Raw genomic sequence first — 25,826 nt, 5'->3', positions numbered from 1 at the left:
GCCTGCGCCCGCCGTATGGGCGTGCTCAGGCGGCGAACAATAAGGGCCGCAAAGCGGCCCGTTCGCTGAGAGTGAAGTTTTTTGGGGTTCCAGTCCCAGTGCCGGATGTGGATCGGCACGCAGGCGATTGTGGCGGCGCGGGCGGGGCGGGTCAAGGGCACGCGGCCGCCAAGTTTTGGGCTTGGGCTTGCGGCCAAGCCGCCCCGGTCCCAGCCGCCGGCGATGCGGCGGGTGCTGGGCGGGGCTTTAGGACGGGCTTAGCCGGCGCGCTTGCCCAAGGTGGTCCGGCGCTGGGCGAAGGCTTCCCGGCTCAGGCGGATGGAGTCGTAATGACGGCGGCTGAGACGGGCGCCGCCGGCGCGGCGCAGCGACAGCCCCAGCGTGTTCTGGTCATTGGCTTCGCGTTCGCCGGATAAGGTTTGGGCGGCGGCTTGGCAGGCGGCTTGCCGGCGGGTGGCGGCCGGGTGCGCCTGGTAGGCGTTGCTGGCCTGTTCCAGCGCTTTGCGCAGCAGTTGCGGTTTGGTTTGCTCCAGCGCGTCGGCTATTTGGTCCGCCGTGGCGCGTATCAGCTCTTGCAGCGCCTGCTGTTGCAGCGGGCGTTTGTTGCTGCAATCCAGCCCTGCCTGCTGGCTGAGTTGCTCCAGTTGCTGGCTGAGGGTGCTGACGCCGCCCTGGCGGAAGCGCTCGGCTTGTTGCGGGTAGAGTTGGGCGGCGGCGGCGATCATGGCTTCGCGGTAAGCCTGGATCAGGGCCTTGGCGTCCGCGCCGGGCATCCTGGCCAGGTCGCGGCGCGCCATGTCTTCGGTGTGGGCGTCAATGAAGGCGTGCACTTCGCGGGCTTGGTGATTGTGCAGCAGTTGGCGCCAGGTATTGAGCGGTTGCTGGTTAAGCCAGTGGGCGAAGCGTTGCTGGGCGGGTTTGAACGCCGGGTCCACGCCGGCTGGCGTGGCGGTGGCGAAGCGGCGTCTGGCTTGGTTCAGCGCGCTGTCGTGGGCGCGGGAGCGAGCGGCGCTTGGGCTGGGCGCGGCGCGCAGCAGGGCGGCGTTGGCGTCGCTGTTCTGCGCGCGTTTGAGTTCGCCGGCCAGCGCGGTTTGCGGCGGAGTGTCCGGGTCCGCGGAACCGCGCGGGTGAATGCAGCTGAGCAATAGGTCTGAAATTTTCATAAGCGCTCCTGAGGCGGGATGGGCGGCGTTTAGCGCCGCCTTTTTGTTGGTGCGGCGCAGTGTGCCCAAACCCGGGAGCGTTCAATATAAAGAAATGGCCATGTCTCCGGCATGCGCTCAGAGCAGCATCACCAGCTTGTACTCCGGCGCCTGGGCCAGTTTGAGGGTGATTTGCTGGTGCTCGATGCGGCCGGCGCTGGGGTGGTGGAACACGCGGCTGCCGCCTTCGCGGCCTTGCACGTCCTGCTGTTGCCAGTATTGGCGGAATTCCGGGCTTTTCGCTTCCAGCGCCGCAATCATCGCGGCCATGGCGGGCTGATTCAGCCGCGGGCTGAGATCGGCGCGCAGTTCTGCGACGATGCGGCCGGCGCGCTCCGCCCATTGGTCGATGAAGCTGCGCGCTTCCGGGGCCAGGAAGATGAAGTCCAGCAGGCTGCGGCTGGCGTCCGGCCGGCCCAGCCAGTCCCGGAACAGCCTTTGGGCCGGCGGGTTCCAGGCTACGGCGCGCCATTCGGCGTCCAGTACGTAGGCGGGGGAATCGATATGGGCGGTGGCCTGCTTTAACAGCGCCTTGGCCTGTTCGGATGGGCCGCGCCATTCCGGTTCCGGGTCTTTGAGGCCTGCCAGATTGAACAGGTAGTCGCGCTCGGCGGCGGTCAGGCGCAGCGCCTCGGCCAGCCGGGCCAGGGTGGGCGCGGACACGGATTGGGTGCGGCCTTGTTCTATCCAGGTCAGCCAGGTGGTGCTGATGTCGCACAGCGCGGCCACTTCTTCGCGGCGCAGGCCTTTGGCGCGGCGGCGCTGGCCGGGCGGCAGGCCGGCTTGTTCCGGGCTCAGGCGCTCGCGGTGGGCGCGGATGAATTGGCCCAGCGGCGCGCTGTCTTTGCTGGCGGTCATGGGCGTAGGGCTCTGGGTATTAGTATCGCTACTAGTATAAGCAACTGGCTTGTTGCTGGGAAAGTTTGGCTCCAAGATAAGTCCACGGAGCAGAGCCTTGTGCCCGGCGCGCGGAAACCCGCGGCGCCGGCGGCAGTCTCAAGTTGAATAACCGGATTCGAGCAAACACCATGACCGCACAGACCTTGTACGACAAATTATGGAACAGCCACGTGGTGCGCCAGGAGGCGGACGGCACGGCCTTGCTGTACATCGACCGCCACCTGGTGCATGAGGTGACCAGCCCGCAGGCGTTCGAGGGGCTGAAGCTGGCGGGCCGCCCGCTGTGGCGCGTGGATTCGGTGGTGTCCACCGCGGACCACAACACGCCCACCGATCATTGGGACGAGGGCATCAAGGACCCGATCTCGCGTCAGCAGGTGGAAACGCTGGATGCCAATATCAAGGCTTTTGGCGCGCTGGCGTATTTCCCGTTCAAGGACAAGGGCCAGGGCATTGTGCATGTGATGGGGCCGGAGCAGGGCGCCACGCTGCCGGGCATGACGGTGGTGTGCGGCGACAGCCACACTTCCACCCACGGCGCTTTCGCCGCGCTGGCGCATGGCATCGGCACCTCCGAGGTGGAGCATGTGATGGCCACGCAGTGTCTGGTGGCCAAGAAGTCCAAGAATATGCTGGTGCGGGTGGATGGCCAATTGGGCCGCGGCATCACCGGCAAGGATGTAGCGCTGGCCATCATCGGCAAGATCGGCACCGCCGGCGGTACCGGCTATGCGATCGAGTTCGCCGGCGAGGCCATCGAGAGCCTGTCGATGGAAGGCCGGATGAGCTTGTGCAATATGGCGATCGAGGCCGGCGCGCGTTCGGGCATGGTGGCGGCGGACCAGAAGACCATCGATTATGTAAAAGGCCGGCCGTTTGCGCCTAAAGGCGAGCAGTGGGAGCAGGCGGTGGCGTATTGGCGCACTTTGCGTTCCGATCCGGGCGCCGTATTCGACGCGGAAGTGGTGCTGCGCGCGGAGGAGATTCTGCCGCAGGTGACCTGGGGCACTTCGCCGGAGATGGTGGTGGATATCGACGGCGCGGTGCCGGACCCGGCGCGGGAAAGCGATCCGGTGAAGAAAAACGGCATTGAGCGCGCGCTCAGCTATATGGGTTTGCAGGCCAACACCCCCATCCACGACATCGCGGTGGACATCGTCTTCATCGGTTCCTGTACCAATAGCCGCATCGAGGATTTGCGCGAGGCCGCCAGCGTGGCCAAGGGCCGCCACAAGGCCGCCAATGTGAAGCAGGTGCTGGTGGTGCCGGGCTCCGGCCTGGTGAAGGCGCAGGCGGAGGCCGAGGGTCTGGACCAGGTGTTCCTGGCCGCCGGCTTCGAGTGGCGCGAGCCGGGCTGCTCCATGTGCCTGGCGATGAACGCGGACCGCCTGTTGCCGGGCGAACGTTGCGCGTCCACGTCCAACCGCAATTTCGAGGGCCGTCAGGGGCAGGGCGGCCGCACGCATCTGGTCAGCCCGGCGATGGCGGCGGCCGCCGCCGTCACTGGTCATTTCGTCGATGTGCGTTCGTTGTAACCGTTCCAAGGAGAGAATCATGCAAAAACTGCTGTTGTTGGTACTGGCCGCGCTGACCCTGAGCGCTTGCAATACGGTGAAGGGCGTGGGCCAGGACGTGTCCAAGGGCGGGCAGGCGATTGAAAACGCCGCCAAGGACGTGTCCAACAAAATGTGATGCGGCGGCCCGCCCCCGGCGTCCGCCGGGGCGGTTGTCTCCTCGCACTCTCTAATGAAGGCGGGCGCTAGCGCCCGGAAACGGCATTGACGATGAAAGCATTTACCACCCTGACCGGTTTGGCCTGTCCCTTGGACCGCGCCAATGTGGATACCGACGCCATTATTCCCAAGCAGTTCTTGAAATCCATCAAGCGCTCGGGCTTCGGTCCCAATCTGTTCGACGAATGGCGTTACCTGGACCACGGCGAGCCGGGCATGGACAACAGCAAGCGGCCGCTGAACCCCGATTTCGTGCTTAACCTGCCGCGCTATCAGGGCGCGCAGGTGTTGCTGGCGCGCGAGAACTTCGGCTGCGGCTCCAGCCGCGAGCACGCGCCGTGGGCGCTGGACGACCAGGGCTTCCGCGTGGTGATCGCGCCCAGTTTCGCCGACATCTTCTTCAACAACTGCTACAAGAACGGTCTGCTGCCCATCGTGCTGGCGGCGGACGCGGTGGATCAGCTGTTCCGCGAATGCGCGGCCGCCGAAGGCTATCAACTGACCGTGGACCTGGCGGCGCAGACGGTGAGCACGCCGGCCGGGCAGGTGTTCTCCTTCGACATCACAGAGCACCGCAAGCACTGCCTGCTGGGCGGCCTGGACGAGATTGGCCTGACCCTGCGGCATGCGGACGAAATCAAGGCTTTCGAAGCCAAGCGCCGCGGCGAGCAGCCGTGGCTGTTCGCCTGAACGGCGGCCGGCGATGAGCGCGCTACAGCAGGGCGGCCACGCGCATAAGCAGCACGTGGAGCAGCAGTTCGGCGGCCAGGCCGCCGCCTATCTGAGCAGCCAGGTGCATGCGGAAGGCGCGGAGTTCGCCGAGCTGCGCCAGGCGGCGGCGGAGCATGGCGCGGCGCGGGTGTTGGACCTGGGCTGCGGCGCCGGCCATGTCGGCTTTCAGGTGGCGGAGGCGGCGCAGGAGGTGGTGGCTTACGATTTGTCGGCCGCCATGTTGGAGGTGGTGGCGGCGGAAGCGGCCCGGCGCGGCCTGGACAGTCTGAGCACGCAGCAGGGCGCGGCGGAGCGGCTGCCCTTTGCCGACGGCGACTTCGATCTGGTGTTCAGCCGTTATTCCGCCCACCACTGGAGCGACGTTGGCCTGGCGCTGCGCGAGGCGCGGCGGGTGCTGAAGCCGGGCGGCCGGCTGGCGTTGATCGACGTGATGTCGCCGGGGCAGCCCTTGCTGGACACGCATCTGCAGGCGGTGGAGGTGTTGCGGGATTCCAGCCACGTGCGCGATTACAGCGCCGGAGAATGGCTGACGATGCTGGCCGAGGCCGGCTTCGCGGTGGACAGCCTGCGCCGCCAGCGGCTGCGGCTGGCCTTCGACGCCTGGACCGCGCGCATGCGCACGCCGCCGGAGATGGCCGCGGCCATCCGCCTGCAGCAGCAGCGCATGGGCCGGGAGGTGCGCGATTATTTCGCCATCGAGGCGGACGGCAGTTTCAGCGCCGACGTGATGGTGTCGTGGGCCAGAACATGAACGCCGCCCGCGGCGACGGCCGTCGCGGCGCGATGGCCTGGCTGCACCGCCATCCCTGCTGGGCCTTCGCGCTGCTGGGTTTGAGCTTTCTGGTGTTCGGCGCGGGCACGGTCAATCTGGCCCTGTTGTTGCAATTGAATTTTAAGCTGTGGCTGGACGCCGGCTGGCAGGCGGCGATGGACGGCGCGTTGCGCCAATTGCTGGAACTGCTGGCGTCCGGCTATGCCGCGATGGCGGCTTATATCGTATTCAAATGTTGCGAGCGGGCGCTGGTGGAGCGGCTGACCCGGCGCGGTCCTCAAGACTGAAAAGGAAAACAGTATGAAAATCGCCATTTTGCCGGGTGACGGCATCGGTCCGGAAATCATCGCCCAGGCGCAGCGCGTGCTGGAAGTGCTGCGCAAGGACGGTCTGCCCATCGAAACCGAACAGGCGCCTTTGGGCGGGGCCGGCTACGACGCCTTCGGCCAGCCGTATCCGGAGTTCACCCAGAAGCTGTGCCGCGAATCCGACGCGGTGCTGCTGGGCGCGGTGGGCGGCCCGGCCTACGACAAGCTGGAGCGTCCGCTGCGGCCGGAGCGCGGCCTGCTGGCCATCCGCAAGGATTTGAACCTGTTCGCCAATCTGCGCCCGGCCATTCTGTACCCGGAACTGGCCAACGCCTCCACGCTGAAGCCGGAAGTGGTGTCCGGCCTGGACATCATGATTGTGCGGGAGCTGACCGGCGACATTTACTTTGGCCAGCCGCGCGGCATCGCCGTCAACGAGCTGGGCGAGCGCGAGGCCTATAACACCATGCGCTACAGCGAGGGCGAGGTGCGCCGCATCGCCCATGTCGCCTTCGGCATCGCGATGAAGCGCGACAAGCGCTTGTGCTCGGTGGACAAGGCCAATGTGCTGGAAACCACCGAGTTCTGGAAAGAGGTGATGATAGATGTGGCCAAGGAGTATCCGCAGGTGGAGTTGTCCCATATGTACGTGGACAACGCGGCGATGCAGCTGGTGCGCAATCCCAAGCAGTTCGACGTGATGGTGACCGGCAATATCTTCGGCGACATCCTGTCGGACGAGGCCTCGATGCTGACCGGCTCCATCGGCATGTTGCCGTCGGCCTCGCTGGACGAAAACAACAAGGGCCTGTACGAGCCCTCGCATGGCTCGGCGCCGGACATCGCCGGGCAGAATCTGGCCAATCCGCTGGCCACCATCCTGTCCGCGGCGATGATGCTGCGCTACACCTTCGGCCTGGAAGACGCGGCGCAGCGGGTGGAAAACGCGGTGAAAACCGTGCTGGCGCGCGGCCTGCGCACCGCCGACATCTACGAGGCCGGCTGCGAGAAGGTCAGCTGCTCGGCGATGGGGGATGCGGTGGTGTCGGCGCTGTAAATGGCAGTGGTCCGCCCGGCTTGCGCCGGGCGAACCGTCTGTTCTGATTTGAATACAATAAAAACGAAATACCCCATTGCCTGACGCTTTATCGCGCTGCACAATGGGGTGACAACATTACAGCCGCCCGCCGCACAGGCGGGCGCGACGATTTGACAGACAGATACCAGGAGAGACCCAGTGAGAGTAGGTTTTGTTGGCTGGCGCGGCATGGTGGGTTCCGTGCTGATGCAGCGCATGCGCGAAGAGAACGATTTTGCGGCGATCGCCGAGCCGGTGTTCTTCACCACCTCCAATGTGGGCGGCAAAGCCCCCGACATCGGCCGCGACGCCCCGGCGCTGAAAGACGCGAAGGACATCGCCGAACTCAAGACCATGGACGTGATCGTCACCTGCCAGGGCGGCGATTACACCAATGAAGTCTATCCGCAGCTGCGCGCCGCCGGCTGGAACGGTTACTGGGTGGACGCGGCTTCCGCGCTGCGCATGGAAGACAATGCCATCATTATCCTGGACCCGGTCAATAAAGCGGTGATCGAGCAGGGCCTGGCGCGCGGCGTCAAGGATTACGTCGGCGGCAACTGTACCGTGTCGCTGATGCTGATGGCGCTGGGCGGCCTGTTCCAGAACGATCTGGTGGAGTGGGCCACCTCCATGACCTATCAGGCCGCCTCCGGCGCCGGCGCGCAGAATATGCGCGAACTGCTGTCCGGCATGGGCGCGATCAACGCCCAGGTGTCCGGCCTGTTGGCGGACCCGGCGTCCGCCATTCTGGATATCGACCGCAAAGTGTCGGACTTCCTGCGCGCGGACGATTTCCCCAGCCAGAACTTCGGCGTGCCGCTGGCCGGCAGCCTGATCCCTTGGATAGACAAGGACCTGGGCAACGGCCAATCCAAGGAAGAATGGAAGGGCGGCGTGGAAACCAACAAGATCCTGGGCCGCTCCGCCAACCCGGTGCCGGTGGACGGCTTGTGCGTGCGCGTGGGCGCGATGCGTTGCCACAGCCAGGCCTTGACCATCAAGCTCAAGCGCGATGTGCCGCTGGACGAGATCGAAGCCATGCTGGCCGCCGCCAATCCCTGGGCCAAAGTGGTGCCCAATACCCGCGAGGCCTCGATGGCCGAGCTGACCCCGGCGGCGGTGACCGGCACGCTGGCCACGCCGGTGGGCCGCCTGCGCAAGATGGCGATGGGCGGCGAATACCTGTCCGCCTTCACCGTGGGCGACCAACTGCTGTGGGGCGCGGCCGAACCGCTGCGTCGCATGTTGCGTATCCTGATTGAGCGCTGACAGGGTAGAATGGCGGCAGCCTGAGGCTCGCCTTGGCGAGCACCTACTGCCGAGCCGCGCGTCAAACGCGCGGCCTAGTTGAAAAGGGCACTGAGGTGCCCTTTTTTGCGCGCGGTATTCTGTTTGCAATGATTGATTGAGAAAGTAAAGCGATGTCGAACTCTATTCAGCTCGCCGTAGTCGGCGCCACCGGCCTGGTGGGCCAGGCGGTACTGGAACTGCTGGCCCAGCGCCAATTGCCCGTTGGCCGGGTCTTTGCCGTGGACGCGGCGGACAAGGAAGGCGAGACCGCCGCCTACGGCAATCTGGAGCTGGACGTGCATCCTATCGACGGTTTCGCCTTTGAAAACGTGGCGTTGGCCATCTTCGCGGCTGGCAGCGAGCTGGCGCGCGAGTACGCGCCGCTGGCGCGCGCGGCCGGCGCGGCGGTGGTGGATTTCAGCTCCGCCTTCCGCGAGGACGACAGCGTGCCGCTGGTGATCCCCGCCATCAACGGCGCCTTGCTGGCGGACGCCGGCGAAGCCGCGCTGGCCGCCGCGCCCAATTGCACGGTAACGCCGCTGGCGCTGGCGCTGGCGGCGCTGCGCCCGTTGGGCTTGCAGCGCGTGTCGGTGGCTACCTATCAATCGGTGTCCGGCAGCGGCCAGGCGGCGATGGAAGAGCTGGCGGACCAGACCACGGCGCTGTTCTCCCAGCGCGAGACCGAAAGCCGGGTCTACGACAAGCGCATCGCCTTCAACGTGTTGCCGCAGATCGGCGCGCTGGACGCGGACGGCGCGTCCGAGGAAGAGCGCTCGGTGGAGCGCGAATTGACGCGGCTGCTGGATCTGCCGCAGCTGCAAGTGGAGGCCACCTGCGTGCGCGTGCCGGTGTTCTTCGGCCACGCCTGGGCGGTGAACGCGGCATTCGAACATGAATTTGACATGGAGCAAGCGCGCAAACGTCTGCTTGCGGCAGGCTTGCAAGTGGTGGCCGCGGACAAGCTGGGCGGCTATGTGACGCCGATGGAAGCCACCGGCAACGAGGCGGTGTGGGTCAGCCGCCTGCGCGGCAAGGGCCGGACGCTGAGTTTCTGGCTGGCCGCCGACAATGTGAAGGCCGGCGCCGCGCTCAATTGCGTGAATATCGCCGAAACTCTGTTAAAGCAGAATGGCTTGATCTGATCCGGCGGTTTGGCTGAAGCCGCGCATCGCGCGGACAGAGGGCGGCATTCGCGAGAGTGCCGCCCTGTTTCATGGCTGCGGCGGAAATCGCGGGTAAACGGCGTCATTATGAAATCTAGCTAAAAACAGCCGCAGGGCCTAAGATTGCAACAGTTACCGTCTGCGCCCGCTGGGCCAGCGCAAATAAAATCAAGATAAACCGTGCCGGAAGGTTGACAGTGACACATCAGGCAAAAATCAGAATCGGCGTTCTGGCGGTGGCTTTGGCCTGCTCCGCCAGCGCCTGGGCAGGGCTGGGGAAAATCAACGTCAGGTCCAATCTGGGCGAGCCGTTCCGCGCCGATATCGAATTGACCGGGGTAAGGGCGGCGGAACTGGAGAGCGCGAGGATAGGGCTGGCCGGGGCGGATACGTTTCAGGATTTGAACGTCGATTACGCCACGGTGCTCAATATGCTGCGCTTCAGCGTGGCGCCCAGCTCGCGCGGCGCCATGATACGCATCAGTTCTTCCGGCCCCATCAACGACCCCTATCTGCGCTTCGTGGTGGAGGCCAAGACCTCGTCGGGACGCGCGGTGCGCGAGTACACCGTGCTGTTGGACCCCAGCAATTACTCTATGGCCTCGCCGTCCGCCAATATTGTGCAGGACGTGCCCAGCTACGCCGACAACAATCTGTCCAGCCGCTACCGCGGCAACGTCGCGCCCATCGCGCGGCCGCAGCCCGGCATTCTCAAAGTGAAGTCCGGCTCCACCCTGCGCGGCCTGGCCGGCAAGGTGAGGCCGCGCGGCGCCACGCTGGACCAGACCATGGCCGCGCTGGCCCAGGCCAACCCCGACGCCTTTGTCGACGGCGACGTCAGCCGCCTCAAGCTGGGCGCGGTGCTGAAAGTGCCGACCAGCCGCAAGATCAAAGCCCTGAGCGCCGCTCAGGTGGCCAGCATTCTGGGCGGCCAGCCCGCTGCGCCGGCGGGCGAAGCCAAGGCCGGCTCCGATGTGCTGAAGCTGGTGCCCAGCGAGCCGGGCGGCGGCAAGCTGACCGATCTCGAGCAGCAAGTGGCGGCGCGCGAGCAGGCGCTGAAAAACGCGGAGGCGCGCATCAGCGCGCTGGAAGAGCAATTGAAGGCCTTGCAGGCCGGCAAGCCCTTGCCGGCCATGCCCAGCTCCAGCCCCAGTGCTGTTCCGGCCGCGGCCGAGCCGGCGGCGGCCAGCGCTCCCGCGCACGCCGCCAGCGCGCCGGCCCCGGCGCCCGCTGCCAAGCCCGCCCCGGCGGAGCACAAGCCCGCGGCCAAGCCGGCGGCGCCGCCTCCGCCGCCGGAACCTTCGCTGCTCGATAAAGTGATAGACCACCTGCCGCTGGTGGGCGGCGGCGTGGCCGGCCTGGGCCTGTTGGGCGCTCTGGGCCTGCTGCTGGCGCGCCGGCGCAAGGGCGGCAAGCCCTTGTCGCTATCCGCCAACAATACCAGCGCCGCCCTGAGCCGCGGCGCGTCTTCCGGCATGGAGCCGCCGTCGGTGGGCGGCGGCCATTCCTTCATGAGTAACTTCACCCAGGCGGCCGGCGCCATCGACGCGGCCGAGGTCGACCCGGTGGCGGAAGCCGAGGTGTACATCGCCTACGGCCGCGACGTGCAGGCCGAGGACATCCTCAAGGACGCGCTGGCCAAAGATCCGTCGCGCCAGGAAGTCAGGCTGAAGCTGATGGAGATCTACGCGGCGCGGCCGGACGTCGCCAGCTTTGAAAAACTGGCGCGGGAAATGCACGCCACCTTCGACGGCCATGGTCCGATCTGGGCCAAGGCAGCGGCGATGGGGCGCTCGATAGACCCGACCAACTCTTTGTACTTGTCGGACGGCGAGGGCGAGGACATCGAAGCCGCGCCCGCGCCGACGTCGCCCCCGGGCGGCATCGATCTGGATCGGGAATTGTTCGGCGAGCCCGAGGCCGCGCCGACGGAGCCGGCCGCCGCGCCTGAACCGGTCGCCGCGCCGGAAGCGGCCGCGCCCGAGAACGATCCCTTGGCCGCGCTGTTCGCCGAACCTCAGGCCGAGGAGGAGAAGGCGGAGGAAGCCAATCTGCTCAATTTCGATCTGGACACGGAACTGACGCCGCCCGCGGCCGAACCCAAGCCGGAGCCCGCGCCCGCGGCGCCGGCGGAAAACAATTTGCTGGACTTCGATTTCAATCTGGAAGGCATGGCGGCGGAAGCGCCGGCCGCAGCGGAAGCGCCGGCGCCGCAAGCGGCCCCGCCCGCGGGCTTCGAGTCCCTGTACGAGGACATGTTGGCGGAAACGCCGGCCGCCGAGGCGGAAGCCCCTGCGGCGGCGCAGGCCGAAGGCATGTCGGTGCTGGACGACCCGCTGGCCACCAAGCTGGACCTGGCCAAGGTATATCTGGACATGGGAGACCGCGACGGCGCCAAAGAAGTATTGCAGGATCTGATCGCCGAGGCGCAGGGGCCGCTCAAGGCGGAGGCCGAGGCCTTGCTGGCCACGATCAGCGCCTGAGATAGAGGCTGAAAGCCGGTTCAAGGTCTCGCGAGCCAAGGCGACAACGGCTGAGAAAGCAGGTGTCCGCTTGGCGCATGAGGATTGCGAAGCGGCGCTCGTCGTGAACGTCCGACGCGGCGCTGCGGACATGGGGCAGCTTCAAAGGCAATGAGCGGCGGGATGGAGTCACTCCTCCCGCCGCTTGACGATCTCGCGCCGGTGCGTGGTTTTTAGGCGAAAAACCGGAAAATGTGTGGCTTTTTTGGCCATTGCCTGGATGCAATGAGGCGGGGACGCCCGATTTATCCTCGCTAAGTGGTTGTTGTATAGTTTCGTTGCAATAATTAAAACGTTATAAGGGCCTGTCGAGACCCGGCTGCCGGCCAAGGCAAGCGGCGCGGCGGCTTCGAAGAATGAGGGTGGGGAAATTCGTTCATGTCTTTCAAGACACGCATGAGTCAAATCGCGTCGCTGCTGGCCGGTCTTGGTCTGGCGGCGGCCGCTACGGCCGGCTTGGGGCCGATCCGGGTGTTGTCCGCCGATGGCGAGCCTTTCCTAGCGGAAATTCCGGTGGTGGACGAGGAGCCCTCCGACAATGTGCTGGTGGGCCTGGCGGATCGCAACCGCTATCCGCTGTTGTCCACTTATAGCGGTTCCGCCGGCAGCCTGCAGTTTTCCATCGTCCGTAAACCGGACGGCAATGTTCAGAAAATCCAGGTCAAGGGCGCCGCCAGTTATCCGGAGCCGCTGCTGCGCTTCGCCGTGGATCTGAGTTGGCCGGCCGGCCGGCTGGTGCGCGAGTTCGAAGTGGATTATCGGCGAGACGGCCCGCGCAACAAGCCCGCGCCGGCGCGGGAGGAGGGCAAGAAGCCGCTGGCTGGCGTCGACGCCTCGCCGCGGCTGGATTCCTTGGGCCTGAGCGACGCCCGCTTGCGTTCCCGTCTGGGCGAACCCTTGCTGTTGGAGCTGACTTTGCAGGGCAGCGCCTTGGATCAGGCGGACCCGCCGCGGCTGGCCTTGTTCGCTGTGGCGGCGCAGGGCGAGCCCAACGCCCAGCAAGTGCGTCTGGTGGCTTCCATCGTGCCCCACGTCGAAAAAGTGGCCAAGGGCCGCTTTAATGTGCAATTGCGCACCGAGCAGCCGGTGACCGAGCCGATGCTGGCCTTCCGGCTGGAGGTGGCGGCGGGCAAGCTCAAGGCGCAGAAAAACTACTCGGTGTTGCTGGACCCCCATTCGGCGGTCAAGCCGGCCCCCGTCGCCAAGACGCAGGGTTTGAAAGTGTACCGGGTGCTCAAGGGCGACACGCTGTCCGGCATCGCCAGCCGCGTGCGCGGCGGCGGGGAGTCGGGCGCGGTGGCGCAGCAACTATTGCAAGGCAATCCCGAGGCCTTCATCGCCGGAGACGCCAACCGCCTGCGCGCCGGGGTGGCGCTGGAATATCCATCGGAGTGGCAACTGCGCGGCCAGAGCGCCGCCCGCGCCGCGGAGCCTAAGCGGCCGGCGGTTTCGCCCGAGGCCCGCGCAGCTGAGAAAAGCGCGCCGCAAGACAGCAAGCCCCAGGCGCGAGCGCCGCAGGAGCATCAGCCGCCGGCGCAGAAGTCCCCGGAACGCAAGCCGCCGGAAGCCGCGCGGCAGGAACACAAGCCGCCGGAATCCAAACCTCAGGAGCACAAACCCGTAGAGGCCAAATCGGCGGCCAAGCCGGCCGCTCCGCTCGCGCCGGCGCATCCGCCTGTCGCCAAGGAAGCGTCCAAACCGGCTTCGGCGGCGGAAGCCCCGAGGCAAGCGGCCGCGCCGTCGCAGCAGGAACGGCATTTGCAGCAGATGCTGCAGCGGCAAGACCAGGCCCTGCAGCAAGCCGAGCAGCGGGCCAAGGCGCTGGAACAGAAAATCCAGGATTACCAGCGCCAGGCGGCGGCCAAGGCCGCGCCGGCCCCAGCGCCGGCGGAAAGAGAGCCCGGCCCCGAGTCCGCGCCGGAGCCCAAGGTCGAGACCAAGCCGGAACCCAAGCCGGAACCCAAGGTGGCGGCCGTCAGTTCCATGCCGGTCGCGGCGGCGTCCGCGCCGCAGGCGGCGACGCCGGAACACGCGGAGAAGCCTCCGGTTGTCGAAGCGGCCGCTCAGCACGAGCCGCCGCCGGCCACGCCTGTCGACAGCAAGGCTGCGCCGGTCACGGCGGCGGCCAATGGCTGGACGGACGAATTGGCCGCGGCCTTGTCCGACGAGTCCATGCGCTGGAAGCTGGGCGGGGCCGCGGCGGCGTTGGGCCTGGTGGCCTTGCTGCTGGCGCGGCGCAAACGCAAGGGCGGCGGCAAGGACGAGCCCGCCGCGCCGGCCTTGAGCGGCACGGCGGCGGGCGCGTCGATGTTGGGGCCGTTGACAACCTTGATGAGCTCCTTGAAGAAGGGCGACGGCATCGACCTGTCCTCGGTGGACCGGGTGGCCGAAGCCGACGTCTACCTGGCCTACGGCCGCGACGACCAGGCTTTGGAGATTCTGCGCGAAGGCTTGGCTCACGAGCCGATGCGGCAGGATTTGCGCTACAAATTGCTGGAAGTCTTGTCCACCCAGCAGGACAAGCAGATGTTCATCGCCGAGGCCACCACCGCCAAGGGCGTGTTCGGCAAGGACAGCACCTTATGGATGAGGGTGTGCGAAATCGGCCAGACCGTCGCGCCAGGCCATCCGCTGTTCGCCCAGGCCAAGCCCGAGCCAGCGGCGGATGCGCCGCCGCCCGCGGCCTCCGAGCCTGCGCCTGTGGCCGCTCCCGCGGCCCCCGTCGCGGCAGCGCCCACACCCGCCCCGGCAGCCGCGGCGAGCCCGGACGAGGAGAAAATGGAGTTGGCCAAGTTGTATCTGGAGATGGGCGACAAAGAAACCGCGGACGCCTTGATGAAGGAGGCCGGCCGCTAAAGCGCCGGTCGCGCCCGCGCGCATGGAAGAGGTCGGCCGCGCTTGACGCGAGCCGGCCTCTTTTCGTTTTGCTTCGACGGCGTCTTATGCCGCGGTTGGGCGCTTTTCTCGTGCGTTCGCAGCAAACGTCATCGTTTGGTCGTGGCGCAAACCGGGCAGGATAAGGTAGAGTGAGTGCTTTATTGCTGAAACGACGCGGCGCGCCGCGTCGGAGTTTGAAGAAGGTGTGGGTATGAGGATAGCGCTCGGCATCGAGTATGACGGTCGGGCGTTCGCCGGCTGGCAGACTCAGCCGCATGGCAATACGGTGCAGGACAGATTGAATCAGGCGATCGCGCAGATCGCCGGCGTGGAGGCCGTCGGCACGCTGGCCGCGGGCAGGACCGACGCCGGCGTGCATGCGGCCATGCAAGTGGTGCATTTCGACAGCCCGGCCGAGCGGCCGCTGAACGCCTGGGTGCGCGGCGTCAACGCCTTGCTGCCGGCTGAGGTGGCGGTGGTGTGGGCGCGGGAGGTGTCGGCGGATTTTCACGCGCGTTTTTCGGCGTTTTCCCGCAGTTACAGCTATTTTCTGCTGACCAGCCCGGTGCGGCCTTGTCTGCTGGCCGGCAAGATGGGCTGGTTTCATCAGGCGCTGGACGTGGCGGCGATGCGAGAGGCGGCGGCCCATCTGTTGGGGCGGCATGATTTTTCCAGTTTCCGCGCTTCGGAGTGCCAGGCCAAATCGCCGCTCAAGGATTTGCAGCGGCTGGACATCAGCGAGCAAGACGGCCTGATCCGCTTCGATCTGCTGGCGGACGCCTTCCTGCATCATATGGTGCGCAATATCGTCGGCGCGCTGGTCTACGTGGGCAAGGGCGCTTTGCGCGCGGATGAGATGGCGGGCTTGCTGGCCGCGCGCGACCGTACCTTCGCGCCGCCCACCTTCATGCCGGACGGTTTGTACCTGACCGGCGTGGGTTATCCGGAAACATACGATTTGCCGTCGCAGGCGGACGCCGCGCGGCTGGCTTTGTGGAGATGAGAGTGGGCGGCACGACCCGAATCAAGATTTGCGGCATTACCCGGCCGGAAGACGGCGTCGAGGCCGCGCGGCTGGGCGCCGACGCCATCGGCCTGGTGTTCTACGCCAAGAGCCCACGCCATGTCGACCTCGAGCAGGCGCGCGCGGTGATCGCGGCGCTGCCGCCCTTCGTCAGCGTGGTGGCCTTGTTCGTCAATCCGGAGCCGGAGTACGTGCGCGAAGTGCTGGCCGCCTGCGCGATCGATATCTTGCAGTTCCACGGCGAGGAAGACGCCGCCTTCTGCCGCTCTTTCCAGCGGCCTTATCTGAAAGCGGTGCGGGTGAAACCGGGCGTGGACCTGGCCGAGATCGCCGCCGCCTACCCGGACGCGCGCGCGGTGCTGAGCGACGCCTTCGTCGAAGGCGCGCACGGCGGCACCGGCGCCACCTTCGACTGGAGCTTGCTGCCGGAGGCCTTGCCTCTGCCGCTGATCCTGTCCGGAGGCCTGGACGAACACAATGTGGCGGCGGCGGTGGCGCAGGTGCGCCCGGCCGCGGTCGACGTCTCCAGCGGTGTGGAGGCGTCCAAGGGAATCAAAGATGCCGCCAGAATGGCGGCGTTCATATCAGGAGTTAGACATGGATCGTTATGACCTGCCGGACGCCCAGGGCCATTTTGGCCCGCATGGCGGCGTCTATGTCGCCGAAACCTTGATGGCGGCGCTGGACGAGCTGAAAAACGAGTACGCTCGCGTCAAGGCCGACCCGTCGTTCTGGGAAGAATTCCGCCACGAGCTCAAGCACTACGTCGGCCGGCCCAGCCCGGTCTACCACGCCAAGCGCTGGTCCGAGCAACTGGGCGGCGCGCAGATCTATCTGAAGCGCGAAGACCTGAACCACACCGGCGCGCACAAGATCAACAACGCCATCGGCCAGGCGCTGCTGGCGCGGCGCATGGGCAAGAAGCGGGTGATCGCCGAAACCGGCGCCGGCCAGCACGGCGTGGCCTCCGCCACCGTGGCGGCGCGCTACGGCATGGAGTGCGTGGTGTATATGGGCGCTGAGGACATCAAGCGCCAATCGCCCAATGTGTTCCGCATGAAGCTGCTGGGCGCCACCGTGGTGCCGGTGGAGTCCGGTTCCAAGACGCTGAAGGACGCCTTGAACGAGGCGATGCGAGACTGGGTGACCAATATCGACAGCACCTTCTACATCCTGGGCACCGCGGCCGGTCCGCATCCCTATCCGATGCTGGTGCGCGATTTCGTGTCGGTGATCGGCGAGGAGGCCAAGGTGCAGATGCCGGAAGTGATCGGCCGCCAGCCGGATGTGGTGGTGGCTTGCGTCGGCGGCGGCTCCAACGCCATCGGCATGTTCTATCCGTATATCGGCGTGGACGGCGTGCGCATGGTGGGCGTAGAGGCCGGCGGGCTGGGCCTGGATTCCGGCAAGCACGCAGCGCCGATTTCCGGCGGCGCGCCCCTGGGCGTGCTGCACGGCGCCAAGAGCTATCTGATGCAGGACGAGAACGGCCAGGTGGTGGAAACCCATTCGGTGTCCGCCGGCCTGGATTATCCGGGCGTGGGGCCGGAGCACAGCTATCTGAAGGACATCGGCCGCGCCGACTACGTGGCGATCAACGACGACGAGGCTTTGCGCGCCTTCCACGACTGTTGTCACTTCGAGGGCATCATCCCGGCGCTGGAATCCAGCCACGCGCTGGCCTGGGCCGTCAAGGAAGCGCCGAAGATGGGCAAGGACCAGGTGATTCTGGTCAATCTGTCCGGCCGCGGCGACAAGGACATCAACACTGTGGCCGGTCTTGCCGGCATCACTCTGTAAGGAGGCGCTATGTCACGTATCGCCAAATGTTTTGAAGCGCTGGCCGGCGGCAAGGCGCTGATCCCCTTCATCACCGCCGGCGACCCGTCGCCGCAGCTGACCGTGCAACTGATGCACGGCCTGGTGGAGGGCGGCGCCGACATCATCGAGCTGGGGGTGCCGTTTTCCGATCCGATGGCCGACGGCCCGGTGATCCAGCGCGCCTCCGAGCGCGCTCTGGTCCACAAAGTGGGTTTGCGCCAGGTGCTGGAGCTGGTGGCGGCGTTCCGCCGCGACAACGATCACACCCCGGTGGTGCTGATGGGTTATCTGAATCCGGTGTTCGCCATGGGCTATCAGGACTTCGCCGCGGCGGCCAAGGCCGCCGGCGTCGACGGGGTGCTGACTGTGGACAGCCCGCCGGAGGAATCCGCCGATCTGTCGGCGGCCTTGACCGCCAACGGCCTGGATCCGGTATTTCTGATCGCGCCCACCACGCCGCCGCAACGTGTGGCGGAAATCGCCAAACTGGCGCGCGGATACGTCTATTATGTGTCTCTGAAGGGGGTGACCGGCGCTGGGCATCTGGACATTGACGACGTAGCGCGTAAAATTGCTGCCCTTAGAGAATATTTGACCGTACCGATAGGCGTCGGCTTTGGCATTCGCGACGGTGCGACAGCCAAGGCGATCTCTGCCGCCGCAGACGCGGTGGTGGTGGGCAGCCGTTTGGTGCAGGAAATTGAGGCGGCGACACCCGAAACCGCCAAAGAGCGGTTAACCCGTCTGGTGGCCGAACTGAAGGCCGCCATCCGATAGAACACTGCGGGGGCTCAGCCCCCGTTTTACTGTGCCCGCCGTTTGGCGGCGGGCCCAAGAATCAAGGAGTCAGCATGAGCTGGTTGAATAAGCTCCTGCCGCCGAAGATCAAGCGCGACAACCGCGCCGACAAACCTTCCGCGGTACCGGAGGGGCTTTGGAGCAAGTGCCCGGAATGCGAAGCCGTGTTGTATTACACCGATCTGGAGAGCAATCTGCAGGTGTGTCCCAAGTGTAATCACCACCATCCGCTGACCGCGCGCGAACGTCTGAACCTGCTGCTGGATGAAGAAGGCCGTCGCGAGTTGGGCGAAGAGGTCAAGCCGGTGGATATCCTGAAGTTCAAGGACAGCAAGAAATATCCGGACCGCCTGACCGCCGCCAAGAGCGACACCGGCGAGGACGACGCGCTGGTGGTGATGCAGGGCAGCATCGAATCGATGCCGGTGGTGGTGGCCGCGTTTGAATTCAAATTCATCGGCGGCTCCATGGGATCGGTGGTGGGCGAGCGCTTCGTGCGCGGCGTGCGCGCCGCGGTGGAGGCCAAGGCGCCCTTCATCTGCGTGGCCGCTTCCGGCGGCGCGCGGATGCAGGAAGGCTTGAACTCGCTGATGCAGATGGCCAAGACCAGCGCGGCCTTGCAGCTGCTGACCGACGCCAAGCTGCCCTTCATCTCGATCCTGACCGACCCGACCATGGGCGGCGTGTCCGCCTCCTTCGCCTTCCTGGGCGATGTGGTGCTGGCCGAACCCAAGGCGCGCATCGGCTTCGCCGGCGCGCGGGTGATCGAGCAAACCGTGCGCGAAACCTTGCCGGAAGGCTTTCAGCGCGCCGAGTTCCTGCTGAGCAAGGGCGCGGTGGACATGGTGGTGGACCGCCGCGAGCTGAAGCGCAAGCTGGCGGAGCTGTCCACGCTGCTGATGAAGGAGCCGGCTCCGGTCTGATCCGCAGCCAAGCCGCATTGAAAAGCCGCCAGAGATGGCGGCTTTTTTATTTGGCGCGGCAGGTTTGCACCGCGCGATTGAATTGCGTCAGGAACTGCGGCGATTCGCGGGCGAGAAAGGCTTTGCCGAAGTAGACGCCGAAGGGCAGGCTTTGCGCCAGTTCGCTGCGCAGCTGCTCCTGCACGCCCATCTTGGCGATCAGCGCGTCCACCACGTAGGCGTTGCCGAGAATGGCGTCGACGCGGCGGCTCAGCAGCATCTTGACCAGCTGTTCGCTATTGGGCGGGGTGGAGGTGAGCTGGTAGCCGTGTTCGCGCAGCCAGTCGTCCATATTGGAGCCGTTGAAGGCGGCGGTGCGGCCCTGGCGCTTGAAATCGCTGCCGGACGGGGATTGCGGATTGTCCTTCAGCAGATACCAGCGCCGCTCGTAAGGCAGGACGGGAGCGGACAACACCGCGTAGCCGTCGCGCTCCGCGGACGGCGTGGCGGTGAAGAAGGCGTCGGCTTGCTGGTGCTGTACCTGCCATTGCGCGCGCGGCCACGGCAGGAAGGCGATGGAGTAGGGGCGTTGCAGTTGTTTGAGCGCGCATTGCACCACTTGCACCGCCAGGCCGTCGGCGCTGCCGTCTTCCTTGCGGAAGGAAAGCGGAGCTTGCTGATGGGTGTTGAGCCGGATGGGGGGCTCGGCGGCGGCGGCGCCGGCGAGCAGCAGGCCGGCAAGCAGGACGCGTCGGATGGGCGACGGGCATGCGTGGCGGCGGGGAAGGCGTTGCGCGGCCTTGCGTAAAAAATGGGCGGCAGTCATTTGTTTTTTGCAATCATGGAGTTGCCGGTCTTATCCACATGCTGTCACCAGATTTGCCCATTGGCAAGGTGGGAAAGTTCCCCGGATTTGCCTTTTTTATAAGCGTAAGAGGCAAGTGGCTAATTGCAAAAGTTTTTTTGGCGTCCGGCCGGGGTTATCCACACAGTTATCCGGCGATTGCTGTGGAAAACCCGGGCCGCCGCCGCCTTCATTCCGCCTGTTCCAAGGCCTCCAGTTCGGCCTGGGCGTCCAGCCAGGCTTCCTCCACTTCGGCCAGACGGGTCGCCACCTCGCCCTGGCGGCGCACCGCATCGGCCAGCCGTTGCCGGTTGGCGTCCTCGTAGGCGTCGGCGGAGGCCATGAAGCCGTCCAGTTCGGCTTTCGCCGCGCTGAGCTGGTCCAGTTCCTTTTCCAGCTTGTTCAGCTTGTTCTGCAGCGGTTTGCGCAGCAGGGACAGCCGCTGCCGCGCTTCCGCCTCCTGGCGTTTCTGTTCCTTGCGATTCAGGCCCTGGGCGTCTCCGGACGAGGGCTTGCCGGCGTCGGCGAGCAGGGTCAGCCGCCACTGGCGATAATCTTCCAGATCGCCGTCGAAGGGCTGCACCTTGCCGTGGCTGACCAGCCAGAAGATGTCGGTGGTGGCTTCCAGCAGGCTGCGGTCGTGGGACACCACGATCAGCGCGCCGCTGAAATCCTGCAAGGCCATGGTCAGCGCGTGGCGCATTTCCAGGTCCAGGTGGTTGGTGGGTTCGTCCAGCAGCAGCAGATTGGGTTTTTGCCAGACTATCATCGCCAGCGCCAGCCGCGCTTTCTCGCCGCCGGACATCGGGCCCACCGGATCGGTGGCGGCGTCGCCGCGGAAGTTGAAGCCACCCAGGAAGCTGCGCAACTCCAGTTCGCGCGTGGTGGGCGCCAGTCTTTGCATATGCTGCAGCGGCGTTTCGTCTTCGCGCAGGGTCTCCAGCGTGTGCTGGGCGAAGTAGCCTATCTTCAGCGTCTGCGCGTTGACGACTTCGCCGCGCAGCGGCGCGAGGTCGCCGGACAGCAGCTTGACCAGGGTGGATTTGCCGGCGCCGTTGACGCCGAGCAGGCCGATGCGCGCGCCGGCCTCCACCGATAGATTCAGTCCGCTAAGAATGGCGGTGGAGCCGTAGCCGACGTCGGCCTGTTCCAGCTTCAGCAGCGGATTGGGCAGGTTGTCCGGGCTGTCGAAGTGGAAGTCGAACGGCGAGGCCACGTGGGCCGGCGCGATGCGCTCCAGCTTTTCCAGCGCCTTGACCCGGCTCTGCGCCTGGCGCGCCTTGGACGCCTTGGCCTTGAAGCGGTTGACGAAGGATTCCAGGTGGGCGATCTGGCGCTGCTGTTTTTCGTATTCGCCTTGCTGGCGCGCCAGTTTTTCCGCGCGCATCACTTCGAACTGGCTGTAGTTGCCGGTGTACAGCGTCAGTTCCTGGTTGGCGACTTCGACGATGTGGTCGCAGACGCTGTCCAGGAAGTCGCGGTCGTGGGAAATCATCAGCAGGGTGCCCGGATAGCCTTGCAGCCAGTCTTCCAGCCACAGCACGGTTTCCAGGTCCAGGTGGTTGGTGGGTTCGTCCAGCAGCAGCAGGTCTGAGCGGCACATCAGCGCCTGGGCCAGGTTGAGGCGCATGCGCCAGCCGCCGGAGAAGCTGGCCACCGGCCGTTGCTGGGCGTCCACGTCGAAGCCCAGGCCGGTCAGCAGCTTGCCGGCGCGCGCCGGCGCGGCGTAGGCGTCGATGCGCGCCAGTTCGCCGTGCAGATGGCCGATGGCGTTGCCGTCGTGCCGCTCTTCGGCGTCCCGCAGCCCCTGTTCCAGCTGGCGCAGCTCATGGTCGCCGTCCAGCACATAGTCCAGCGCCGAGCGTTCCAGCGCCGGCGTTTCCTGCGCCACATGGGCGATGGTCCAGTGCGGCGGCAGCAACGCGTCGCCGCTGTCGGCGTGCAATTCGCCCATCAAGAGCGCGAACAGGCTGGATTTGCCGGCGCCGTTGGCGCCGGTGAGGCCGGTCTTGTAGCCGGGGTTGAGCGTCAGGTTGGCGCCTAGCAGCAATTCTTTCAGGCCGCGGCGCAGATTGAGGTTTTTGAGTTGAATCATAGGAGTCCGAACGGCCGCGCCGGCGTTCGCGGCCGGCGCGGCGCATGGGTGTGGGTCAGGCCGGGGGCAGCGCGCTGAGATCCCAGCGCGGCTTAATCGAGTAACTGCCGGGGGCTTGGGCGTGTTTCAGCCGCATCGCGCCGGCGAAGGCGATCATCGCGCCGTTGTCGGTGCACAGCGCCAGCGGAGGATAGAAGACTTCGAAGCGGCGACGGCGCGCGGCCTCGTCCAACGCGGCGCGCAGCTGCTTGTTGGCGCCGACGCCGCCGGCCACCACCAGCCGCTTCATGCCGCACTGCTTGAGCGCGGCCAGCGATTTCTTGGTCAGCACTTCGACGATGGCTTCCTGGAAGGCACGGCAGATGTCCTTGCGCGTCTGTTCGTCGATGTGGCCGTCGGCGTCCGCCACCTGCTTGCTCAGCGTCAGCACCGCGGTTTTCAGCCCGGAAAAGCTCATGTCCAGATCGCCGGAGTTCAGCATCGGCCGCGGCAGGGTGAAGCGGGCCGGGTCGCCTTCCTCGGCCAGCCGCGACAGCAGCGGGCCGCCGGGATAGGGCAGGCCCAGCAGTTTGGCGGTCTTGTCGAAGGCCTCGCCGGCGGCATCGTCCAGGGTTTCGCCCAGGATTTGGTAGTCGCCGACGCCGCGCACCGCCATCAGCTGCGTGTGGCCGCCGGAAACCAGCAGGGCCAGGAAGGGGAACTCGGGCTTGGGCTCGGCCAGCAGCGGAGACAGCAGATGGCCTTCCAGATGATGGACGCCCAGCACCGGGATGTTCAGGCCGAAGGCCAGCGCGTTGGCCACGCTGGCGCCCACCAGCAGCGCGCCGCCTAGGCCGGGGCCCTGGGTGTAGGCGATGGCGTCGAGGTCGGCCAGGGTCTTGCCGGCCTCGGCCAGGCAGGCCTCGGTCAGCGGGATGGCGCGGCGGATGTGGTCGCGGCTGGCCAGCTCGGGGACCACGCCGCCGTACTCGGCGTGCATGGCCATCTGAGTGTGCAGTTGGTGGGCCAGCAGGCCGCCGTCTGTGTCGTACAAAGCGACTCCGGTTTCGTCGCAGGAAGATTCAATACCTAGTACCAGCATGTTTGGGCGCAGCTCGGATATAGCGGGACAATCTTTCTATTTTACCGGTGAATCTTTGTTCGCCCAAATCCGGATGTTAGGCTAGGCCGTTTCGGAATTCCTACTATGAGGAGAGGCGGGGATGAAAGCCAGGTTGAAGTGGGTGGACGGCGTGTGTTTTCTGGGCGAAAGCGGCAGCGGTCACGCGGTGGTGATGGACGGCGCGCCGGAGGGCGGCGGCAGGAATCTGGGGCCGCGGCCCATGGAGCTGTTGCTCTTGGGCACCGCCGGCTGCACCAGCTACGATGTGATCACCATTCTGAAAAAATCGCGGCAGCAGGTCAGCGATTGCTGGGTGGAGATCGAGGCCGAGCGCGCCGAGGAGGAGCCCAAGGTGTTCACCCGCATTCATTTCCACTTTGTGGTGAGCGGGCGCGAACTGAAGGCGGACGCGGTGGAGCGGGCGATCAGGCTGTCGGCGGAGAAATACTGTTCCGCCTCCATCATGCTGGGCAAGACCGCCGACATCAGCCACGATTTCGAACTGCGCGACGCCTGAGGGCGTGGCCGACGGCGGGCGGGCCGGCCAGCAGTTCCGCCGCCAGGTTCAGCGCCGCGTCGCAGTCCGGGCGGTGGCGCAGCGGATAGCCCCAGAATTTTTCGAAGCGCGGCGCGAACTCGTCCAGATAGCGCTGTTGGTCGGTCAGAGGAGCGATCACGATGGTGCCCCGGATCAGCTGGCGGATTTGCAGCCGGTTGTCCTTGACCCACAGCGCCGCCATCTTGCGGATGATGCGCGCGTGCAGGTCCAGCTCGGTGGGGGCCGGTTCCTTGGCGATGAAGACGAAGGGACGTTGCTGGAGCAGCAGCTGGTCCAGCGTGGCGAAGATGTCGGTGGGCTGCTGTCCATCCGGGCGGCGGCGATCCAGCCAGACGATGGGAAAGTCTTGAGCGTGGAATTGCATGGCTTTTTTGTAAATGAGAATCAATATCATTGTATCGATAAAAACCCGCTTTGTCATCTCGTCGCGGCCGCGCTGCGGCCTTGAGATTCGCGCCGGCGGTCCCCATCTCCCCCAAAGCCGGCCGCGGGCGCAAAGCTTGGGTTGCCGGGCGTAAGCCGATACAATAGGCGGTTTTGCGCGGCTGCCGAACCCGGGGCCGCCATCGACGAAAAAGGCGCAGGGATGACTACCATCGTGGCGGTAAGAAAGGGCGATCAGATTGCGATCGCCGCAGACAGCCAGACCACTTTTGGCGACGACCAGAAGCTGCTGGCCGGCTATGATTGTTTCCACAACAAGATTTTCCAGCACGGGGACAGCTATCTGGCCATCTCCGGCTCGGCCGCGCACGACCTGGTGCTGCAAGGCGCGCTGAAGGAGTTGAAGAAAAAAGACTTGAGCAGCCGCCAGGGCATTTTCGAGACCTTCCGCAAGCTGCATCCCAAGCTGAAGGACGGTTTCTACCTGCGTCCCGAGGAGGACGAGGAAGATCCGTACGAATCCAGCCAGATGATGGTGGTGATCGCCAACCGTCACGGCATTTTCGGGGTTTACCCCATGCGCGAGATCTATGAGTTTTCCCGCATCTGGGCGATAGGCTCCGGCCGCAAGTTCGCGATGGGCGCGATGTACGCGGTGTACGACCAGGCGCTGAGCGCGCGCGAAATCGCCGAAATCGGCGTGCGCGCCGGCTGCGAATTCGACGTCAGCTCCTCGATGCCGATGACGGTCTATACCGTAGAGCTGGCGGCGGACAAGGAAAAGAAAGACACAGCATGAGCACACAAGACAGATTGCAACGATTTTTGTTTGACGGCGCGCCGGTGCGCGGCGCCTTGGTGCGCCTGGACGGCGCCTGGCAGCAGGTGTTGGCCCGCCGCAGCTACCCGCCGGCCATGAAGAAGATCGTCGGCGAAATGATGGCGGCGGCCGAGCTGATGGCCGCCAACCTCAAGTTCGACGGCGCGCTGATCCTGCAGCTTCACGGCGCCGGCGCCCTGAAGCTGGCGGTGGTGGAGTGCAATAACGACCGCACCATCCGCGCCACCGCCAAGTGGGACGACGGCATTGCCGACGACGCTTCCATCCAGTCCTTGCTGGGCGGGCACGGGCGTTTTGTGGTGACGCTGGAGCCGCGCGTGGACAAGGCGCAAACCTGGCAGGGCATCGTGGCGCTGGAGGGCGACAGCATAGGCGAGATGCTGGAGAACTATATGCTGCGCTCCGAGCAGCTGGAAACTCGGCTGATCCTGGCCTCCAGCGACGAAACCGCCGCCGGCATGCTGTTGCAGAAACTGCCGGAAGGCCATGGCGATCCGGAAGGCTGGGAGCGCATCCAGATGCTGGGCGCCACGCTGAGGGCGGACGAACTGCTGGGCCTGCCGGCCGAGGACGTCCTGCACCGCCTGTTCCACGAGGAAACGGTGCGGGTGTTCGATCAGGAGACGGTGAGCTTCGCCTGCAACTGCAGCCGTGAACGCGTCGGCGACATGCTGAAGATGTTGGGCGGCCAGGAGGTGGGCGAGGTGTTGCTGGAACAGGGCAGCGTGGAAATCGTCTGCGACTATTGCAACCAGCATTACGTTTACGACGAGGACGACGCCAACCGTCTGTTTGATTACGACGTGATCGCCGCCGCGCGCGAGGCCAGGCATTGACGCCTGTCCCTTTGGCTGGGCAACAAACTTTATCGAAGCC

24 protein-coding genes are annotated in these 25,826 nt (G+C 65.9%); 18 read left to right on the top strand and 6 right to left on the bottom strand.

The window, feature by feature from the left end:
• Positions 1 to 257: 257 nt before the first annotated feature.
• Positions 258 to 1,163 (bottom strand): hypothetical protein, encoded by a 906-nt coding sequence (locus tag NK214_RS15750; protein ID WP_253314949.1) that lies wholly within the window; start codon positions 1,161 to 1,163, stop codon positions 258 to 260.
• A gap of 117 nt (positions 1,164 to 1,280) precedes the next feature.
• Positions 1,281 to 2,060, bottom strand: coding sequence for a helix-turn-helix transcriptional regulator (locus NK214_RS15745; protein WP_107798728.1), 780 nt, complete (start codon positions 2,058 to 2,060; stop codon positions 1,281 to 1,283).
• Between the two features lie 170 nt (positions 2,061 to 2,230).
• On the opposite strand from NK214_RS15745, the gene leuC reads away from it, so the two are divergent.
• The 15 genes from leuC to accD all read left to right on the top strand — a co-directional run bounded on the left by leuC (position 2,231) and on the right by accD (position 19,146).
• Entirely contained in the window at positions 2,231 to 3,637 is a 1,407-nt protein-coding gene (gene leuC, locus NK214_RS15740) for a 3-isopropylmalate dehydratase large subunit (protein WP_253314948.1), read from the top strand.
• Between the two features lie 19 nt (positions 3,638 to 3,656).
• Entirely contained in the window at positions 3,657 to 3,794 is a 138-nt protein-coding gene (locus tag NK214_RS15735; protein WP_081544472.1) for an entericidin A/B family lipoprotein, read from the top strand.
• Positions 3,795 to 3,886: 92 nt separating this feature from the next.
• The gene (gene leuD / locus NK214_RS15730) at positions 3,887 to 4,525 is read left to right on the top strand and encodes a 3-isopropylmalate dehydratase small subunit (RefSeq protein ID WP_235089035.1); all 639 of its coding nucleotides are present in this window, start codon (positions 3,887 to 3,889) and stop codon (positions 4,523 to 4,525) included.
• Between the two features lie 13 nt (positions 4,526 to 4,538).
• Positions 4,539 to 5,318, top strand: a complete 780-nt coding sequence (locus tag NK214_RS15725) for a class I SAM-dependent methyltransferase (RefSeq protein WP_253314947.1) — start codon at positions 4,539 to 4,541, stop codon at positions 5,316 to 5,318.
• Positions 5,315 to 5,626 carry a hypothetical protein gene (locus NK214_RS15720; RefSeq protein ID WP_107798732.1) on the top strand — a complete coding sequence of 104 codons (312 nt, stop codon included), beginning with the start codon at positions 5,315 to 5,317 and terminating at the stop codon, positions 5,624 to 5,626. Before NK214_RS15725 ends, NK214_RS15720 begins: the two co-directional genes overlap by 4 nt.
• Positions 5,627 to 5,639: 13 nt before the next feature.
• Positions 5,640 to 6,704, top strand: a complete 1,065-nt coding sequence (leuB, locus tag NK214_RS15715) for a 3-isopropylmalate dehydrogenase (RefSeq protein WP_043592101.1) — start codon at positions 5,640 to 5,642, stop codon at positions 6,702 to 6,704.
• Between the two features lie 180 nt (positions 6,705 to 6,884).
• On the top strand, positions 6,885 to 7,997 hold the full coding sequence (gene asd, locus NK214_RS15710) for an aspartate-semialdehyde dehydrogenase (protein WP_227103618.1): 1,113 nt from the start codon (positions 6,885 to 6,887) through the stop codon (positions 7,995 to 7,997).
• Positions 7,998 to 8,149: 152 nt separating this feature from the next.
• On the top strand, positions 8,150 to 9,160 hold the full coding sequence (locus tag NK214_RS15705; protein WP_107798734.1) for an aspartate-semialdehyde dehydrogenase: 1,011 nt from the start codon (positions 8,150 to 8,152) through the stop codon (positions 9,158 to 9,160).
• 218 nt (positions 9,161 to 9,378) lie between these two features.
• Entirely contained in the window at positions 9,379 to 11,664 is a 2,286-nt protein-coding gene (locus NK214_RS15700; protein WP_253314946.1) for a FimV/HubP family polar landmark protein, read from the top strand.
• Positions 11,665 to 12,099: 435 nt separating this feature from the next.
• A complete protein-coding gene (locus tag NK214_RS15695; RefSeq protein ID WP_253314945.1) occupies positions 12,100 to 14,559 on the top strand; it encodes a FimV family protein in 2,460 nt (819 codons plus the stop codon).
• A 232-nt stretch (positions 14,560 to 14,791) separates the two neighbouring features.
• Entirely contained in the window at positions 14,792 to 15,583 is a 792-nt protein-coding gene (truA, locus tag NK214_RS15690; RefSeq protein WP_107798735.1) for a tRNA pseudouridine(38-40) synthase TruA, read from the top strand.
• Positions 15,584 to 15,585: 2 nt separating this feature from the next.
• Positions 15,586 to 16,215: a phosphoribosylanthranilate isomerase gene (locus NK214_RS15685; RefSeq protein ID WP_227103612.1), complete on the top strand. Its 630-nt coding sequence runs from the start codon at positions 15,586 to 15,588 to the stop codon at positions 16,213 to 16,215.
• On the top strand, positions 16,202 to 17,404 hold the full coding sequence (gene trpB / locus NK214_RS15680; RefSeq protein WP_107798737.1) for a tryptophan synthase subunit beta: 1,203 nt from the start codon (positions 16,202 to 16,204) through the stop codon (positions 17,402 to 17,404). Before NK214_RS15685 ends, trpB begins: the two co-directional genes overlap by 14 nt.
• A 9-nt stretch (positions 17,405 to 17,413) precedes the next feature.
• Positions 17,414 to 18,202 carry a tryptophan synthase subunit alpha gene (gene trpA / locus NK214_RS15675; protein ID WP_107798738.1) on the top strand — a complete coding sequence of 263 codons (789 nt, stop codon included), beginning with the start codon at positions 17,414 to 17,416 and terminating at the stop codon, positions 18,200 to 18,202.
• Between the two features lie 74 nt (positions 18,203 to 18,276).
• A complete protein-coding gene (gene accD / locus NK214_RS15670; RefSeq protein WP_107798739.1) occupies positions 18,277 to 19,146 on the top strand; it encodes an acetyl-CoA carboxylase, carboxyltransferase subunit beta in 870 nt (289 codons plus the stop codon).
• A 46-nt stretch (positions 19,147 to 19,192) separates the two neighbouring features.
• Here accD and NK214_RS15665 read toward each other — a convergent pair whose 3' ends face one another.
• The 3 genes from NK214_RS15665 to tsaD all read right to left on the bottom strand — a co-directional run bounded on the left by NK214_RS15665 (position 19,193) and on the right by tsaD (position 23,145).
• On the bottom strand, positions 19,193 to 19,951 hold the full coding sequence (locus NK214_RS15665) for an ABC transporter substrate-binding protein (RefSeq protein WP_253314944.1): 759 nt from the start codon (positions 19,949 to 19,951) through the stop codon (positions 19,193 to 19,195).
• A gap of 208 nt (positions 19,952 to 20,159) precedes the next feature.
• Positions 20,160 to 22,064: an ATP-binding cassette domain-containing protein gene (locus NK214_RS15660; protein WP_253314943.1), complete on the bottom strand. Its 1,905-nt coding sequence runs from the start codon at positions 22,062 to 22,064 to the stop codon at positions 20,160 to 20,162.
• A gap of 55 nt (positions 22,065 to 22,119) precedes the next feature.
• A complete protein-coding gene (tsaD, locus tag NK214_RS15655) occupies positions 22,120 to 23,145 on the bottom strand; it encodes a tRNA (adenosine(37)-N6)-threonylcarbamoyltransferase complex transferase subunit TsaD (protein ID WP_227103606.1) in 1,026 nt (341 codons plus the stop codon).
• A gap of 121 nt (positions 23,146 to 23,266) precedes the next feature.
• On the opposite strand from tsaD, the gene NK214_RS15650 reads away from it, so the two are divergent.
• A complete protein-coding gene (locus NK214_RS15650) occupies positions 23,267 to 23,683 on the top strand; it encodes an OsmC family protein (protein WP_107798743.1) in 417 nt (138 codons plus the stop codon).
• On the opposite strand, the gene NK214_RS15645 is transcribed toward NK214_RS15650, so the two are convergent.
• The gene (locus NK214_RS15645) at positions 23,652 to 24,089 is read right to left on the bottom strand and encodes a hypothetical protein (protein WP_146176588.1); all 438 of its coding nucleotides are present in this window, start codon (positions 24,087 to 24,089) and stop codon (positions 23,652 to 23,654) included. The genes NK214_RS15650 and NK214_RS15645 overlap by 32 nt on opposite strands.
• A gap of 222 nt (positions 24,090 to 24,311) precedes the next feature.
• On the opposite strand from NK214_RS15645, the gene NK214_RS15640 reads away from it, so the two are divergent.
• A complete protein-coding gene (locus NK214_RS15640) occupies positions 24,312 to 24,908 on the top strand; it encodes an MFS transporter (RefSeq protein ID WP_107798745.1) in 597 nt (198 codons plus the stop codon).
• Positions 24,905 to 25,786, top strand: coding sequence for an Hsp33 family molecular chaperone HslO (hslO, locus tag NK214_RS15635; protein WP_107798746.1), 882 nt, complete (start codon positions 24,905 to 24,907; stop codon positions 25,784 to 25,786). The genes NK214_RS15640 and hslO overlap by 4 nt, the downstream gene beginning before the upstream one ends.
• The last annotated feature ends 40 nt before the right edge of the window (positions 25,787 to 25,826 follow it).

The organism is Chromobacterium sp. S0633 (assembly GCF_024158805.1).
Lineage (GTDB): Bacteria > Pseudomonadota > Gammaproteobacteria > Burkholderiales > Chromobacteriaceae > Chromobacterium.
Note: the sequence above shows the minus strand (reverse complement) of the source record. Positions and strands in the feature narration are given on the sequence as shown.

What these genes read in the sequence shown, in the direction of transcription:
- NK214_RS15750 (WP_253314949.1), bottom strand. Translation starts at nt 1,163, where the DNA reads ATGAAAATTTCAGACCTATTGCTCAGCTGCATTCACCCGCGCGGTTCC.
- NK214_RS15745 (WP_107798728.1), bottom strand. Translation starts at nt 2,060, where the DNA reads ATGACCGCCAGCAAAGACAGCGCGCCGCTGGGCCAATTCATCCGCGCC.
- leuC (WP_253314948.1), top strand. Translation starts at nt 2,231, where the DNA reads ATGACCGCACAGACCTTGTACGACAAATTATGGAACAGCCACGTGGTG.
- NK214_RS15735 (WP_081544472.1), top strand. Translation starts at nt 3,657, where the DNA reads ATGCAAAAACTGCTGTTGTTGGTACTGGCCGCGCTGACCCTGAGCGCT.
- leuD (WP_235089035.1), top strand. Translation starts at nt 3,887, where the DNA reads ATGAAAGCATTTACCACCCTGACCGGTTTGGCCTGTCCCTTGGACCGC.
- NK214_RS15725 (WP_253314947.1), top strand. Translation starts at nt 4,539, where the DNA reads ATGAGCGCGCTACAGCAGGGCGGCCACGCGCATAAGCAGCACGTGGAG.
- NK214_RS15720 (WP_107798732.1), top strand. Translation starts at nt 5,315, where the DNA reads ATGAACGCCGCCCGCGGCGACGGCCGTCGCGGCGCGATGGCCTGGCTG.
- leuB (WP_043592101.1), top strand. Translation starts at nt 5,640, where the DNA reads ATGAAAATCGCCATTTTGCCGGGTGACGGCATCGGTCCGGAAATCATC.
- NK214_RS15705 (WP_107798734.1), top strand. Translation starts at nt 8,150, where the DNA reads ATGTCGAACTCTATTCAGCTCGCCGTAGTCGGCGCCACCGGCCTGGTG.
- NK214_RS15695 (WP_253314945.1), top strand. Translation starts at nt 12,100, where the DNA reads ATGAGTCAAATCGCGTCGCTGCTGGCCGGTCTTGGTCTGGCGGCGGCC.
- truA (WP_107798735.1), top strand. Translation starts at nt 14,792, where the DNA reads ATGAGGATAGCGCTCGGCATCGAGTATGACGGTCGGGCGTTCGCCGGC.
- trpB (WP_107798737.1), top strand. Translation starts at nt 16,202, where the DNA reads ATGGATCGTTATGACCTGCCGGACGCCCAGGGCCATTTTGGCCCGCAT.
- trpA (WP_107798738.1), top strand. Translation starts at nt 17,414, where the DNA reads ATGTCACGTATCGCCAAATGTTTTGAAGCGCTGGCCGGCGGCAAGGCG.
- accD (WP_107798739.1), top strand. Translation starts at nt 18,277, where the DNA reads ATGAGCTGGTTGAATAAGCTCCTGCCGCCGAAGATCAAGCGCGACAAC.
- NK214_RS15665 (WP_253314944.1), bottom strand. Translation starts at nt 19,951, where the DNA reads ATGACTGCCGCCCATTTTTTACGCAAGGCCGCGCAACGCCTTCCCCGC.
- NK214_RS15660 (WP_253314943.1), bottom strand. Translation starts at nt 22,064, where the DNA reads ATGATTCAACTCAAAAACCTCAATCTGCGCCGCGGCCTGAAAGAATTG.
- tsaD (WP_227103606.1), bottom strand. Translation starts at nt 23,145, where the DNA reads ATGCTGGTACTAGGTATTGAATCTTCCTGCGACGAAACCGGAGTCGCT.
- NK214_RS15650 (WP_107798743.1), top strand. Translation starts at nt 23,267, where the DNA reads ATGAAAGCCAGGTTGAAGTGGGTGGACGGCGTGTGTTTTCTGGGCGAA.
- NK214_RS15645 (WP_146176588.1), bottom strand. Translation starts at nt 24,089, where the DNA reads ATGCAATTCCACGCTCAAGACTTTCCCATCGTCTGGCTGGATCGCCGC.
- NK214_RS15640 (WP_107798745.1), top strand. Translation starts at nt 24,312, where the DNA reads ATGACTACCATCGTGGCGGTAAGAAAGGGCGATCAGATTGCGATCGCC.
- hslO (WP_107798746.1), top strand. Translation starts at nt 24,905, where the DNA reads ATGAGCACACAAGACAGATTGCAACGATTTTTGTTTGACGGCGCGCCG.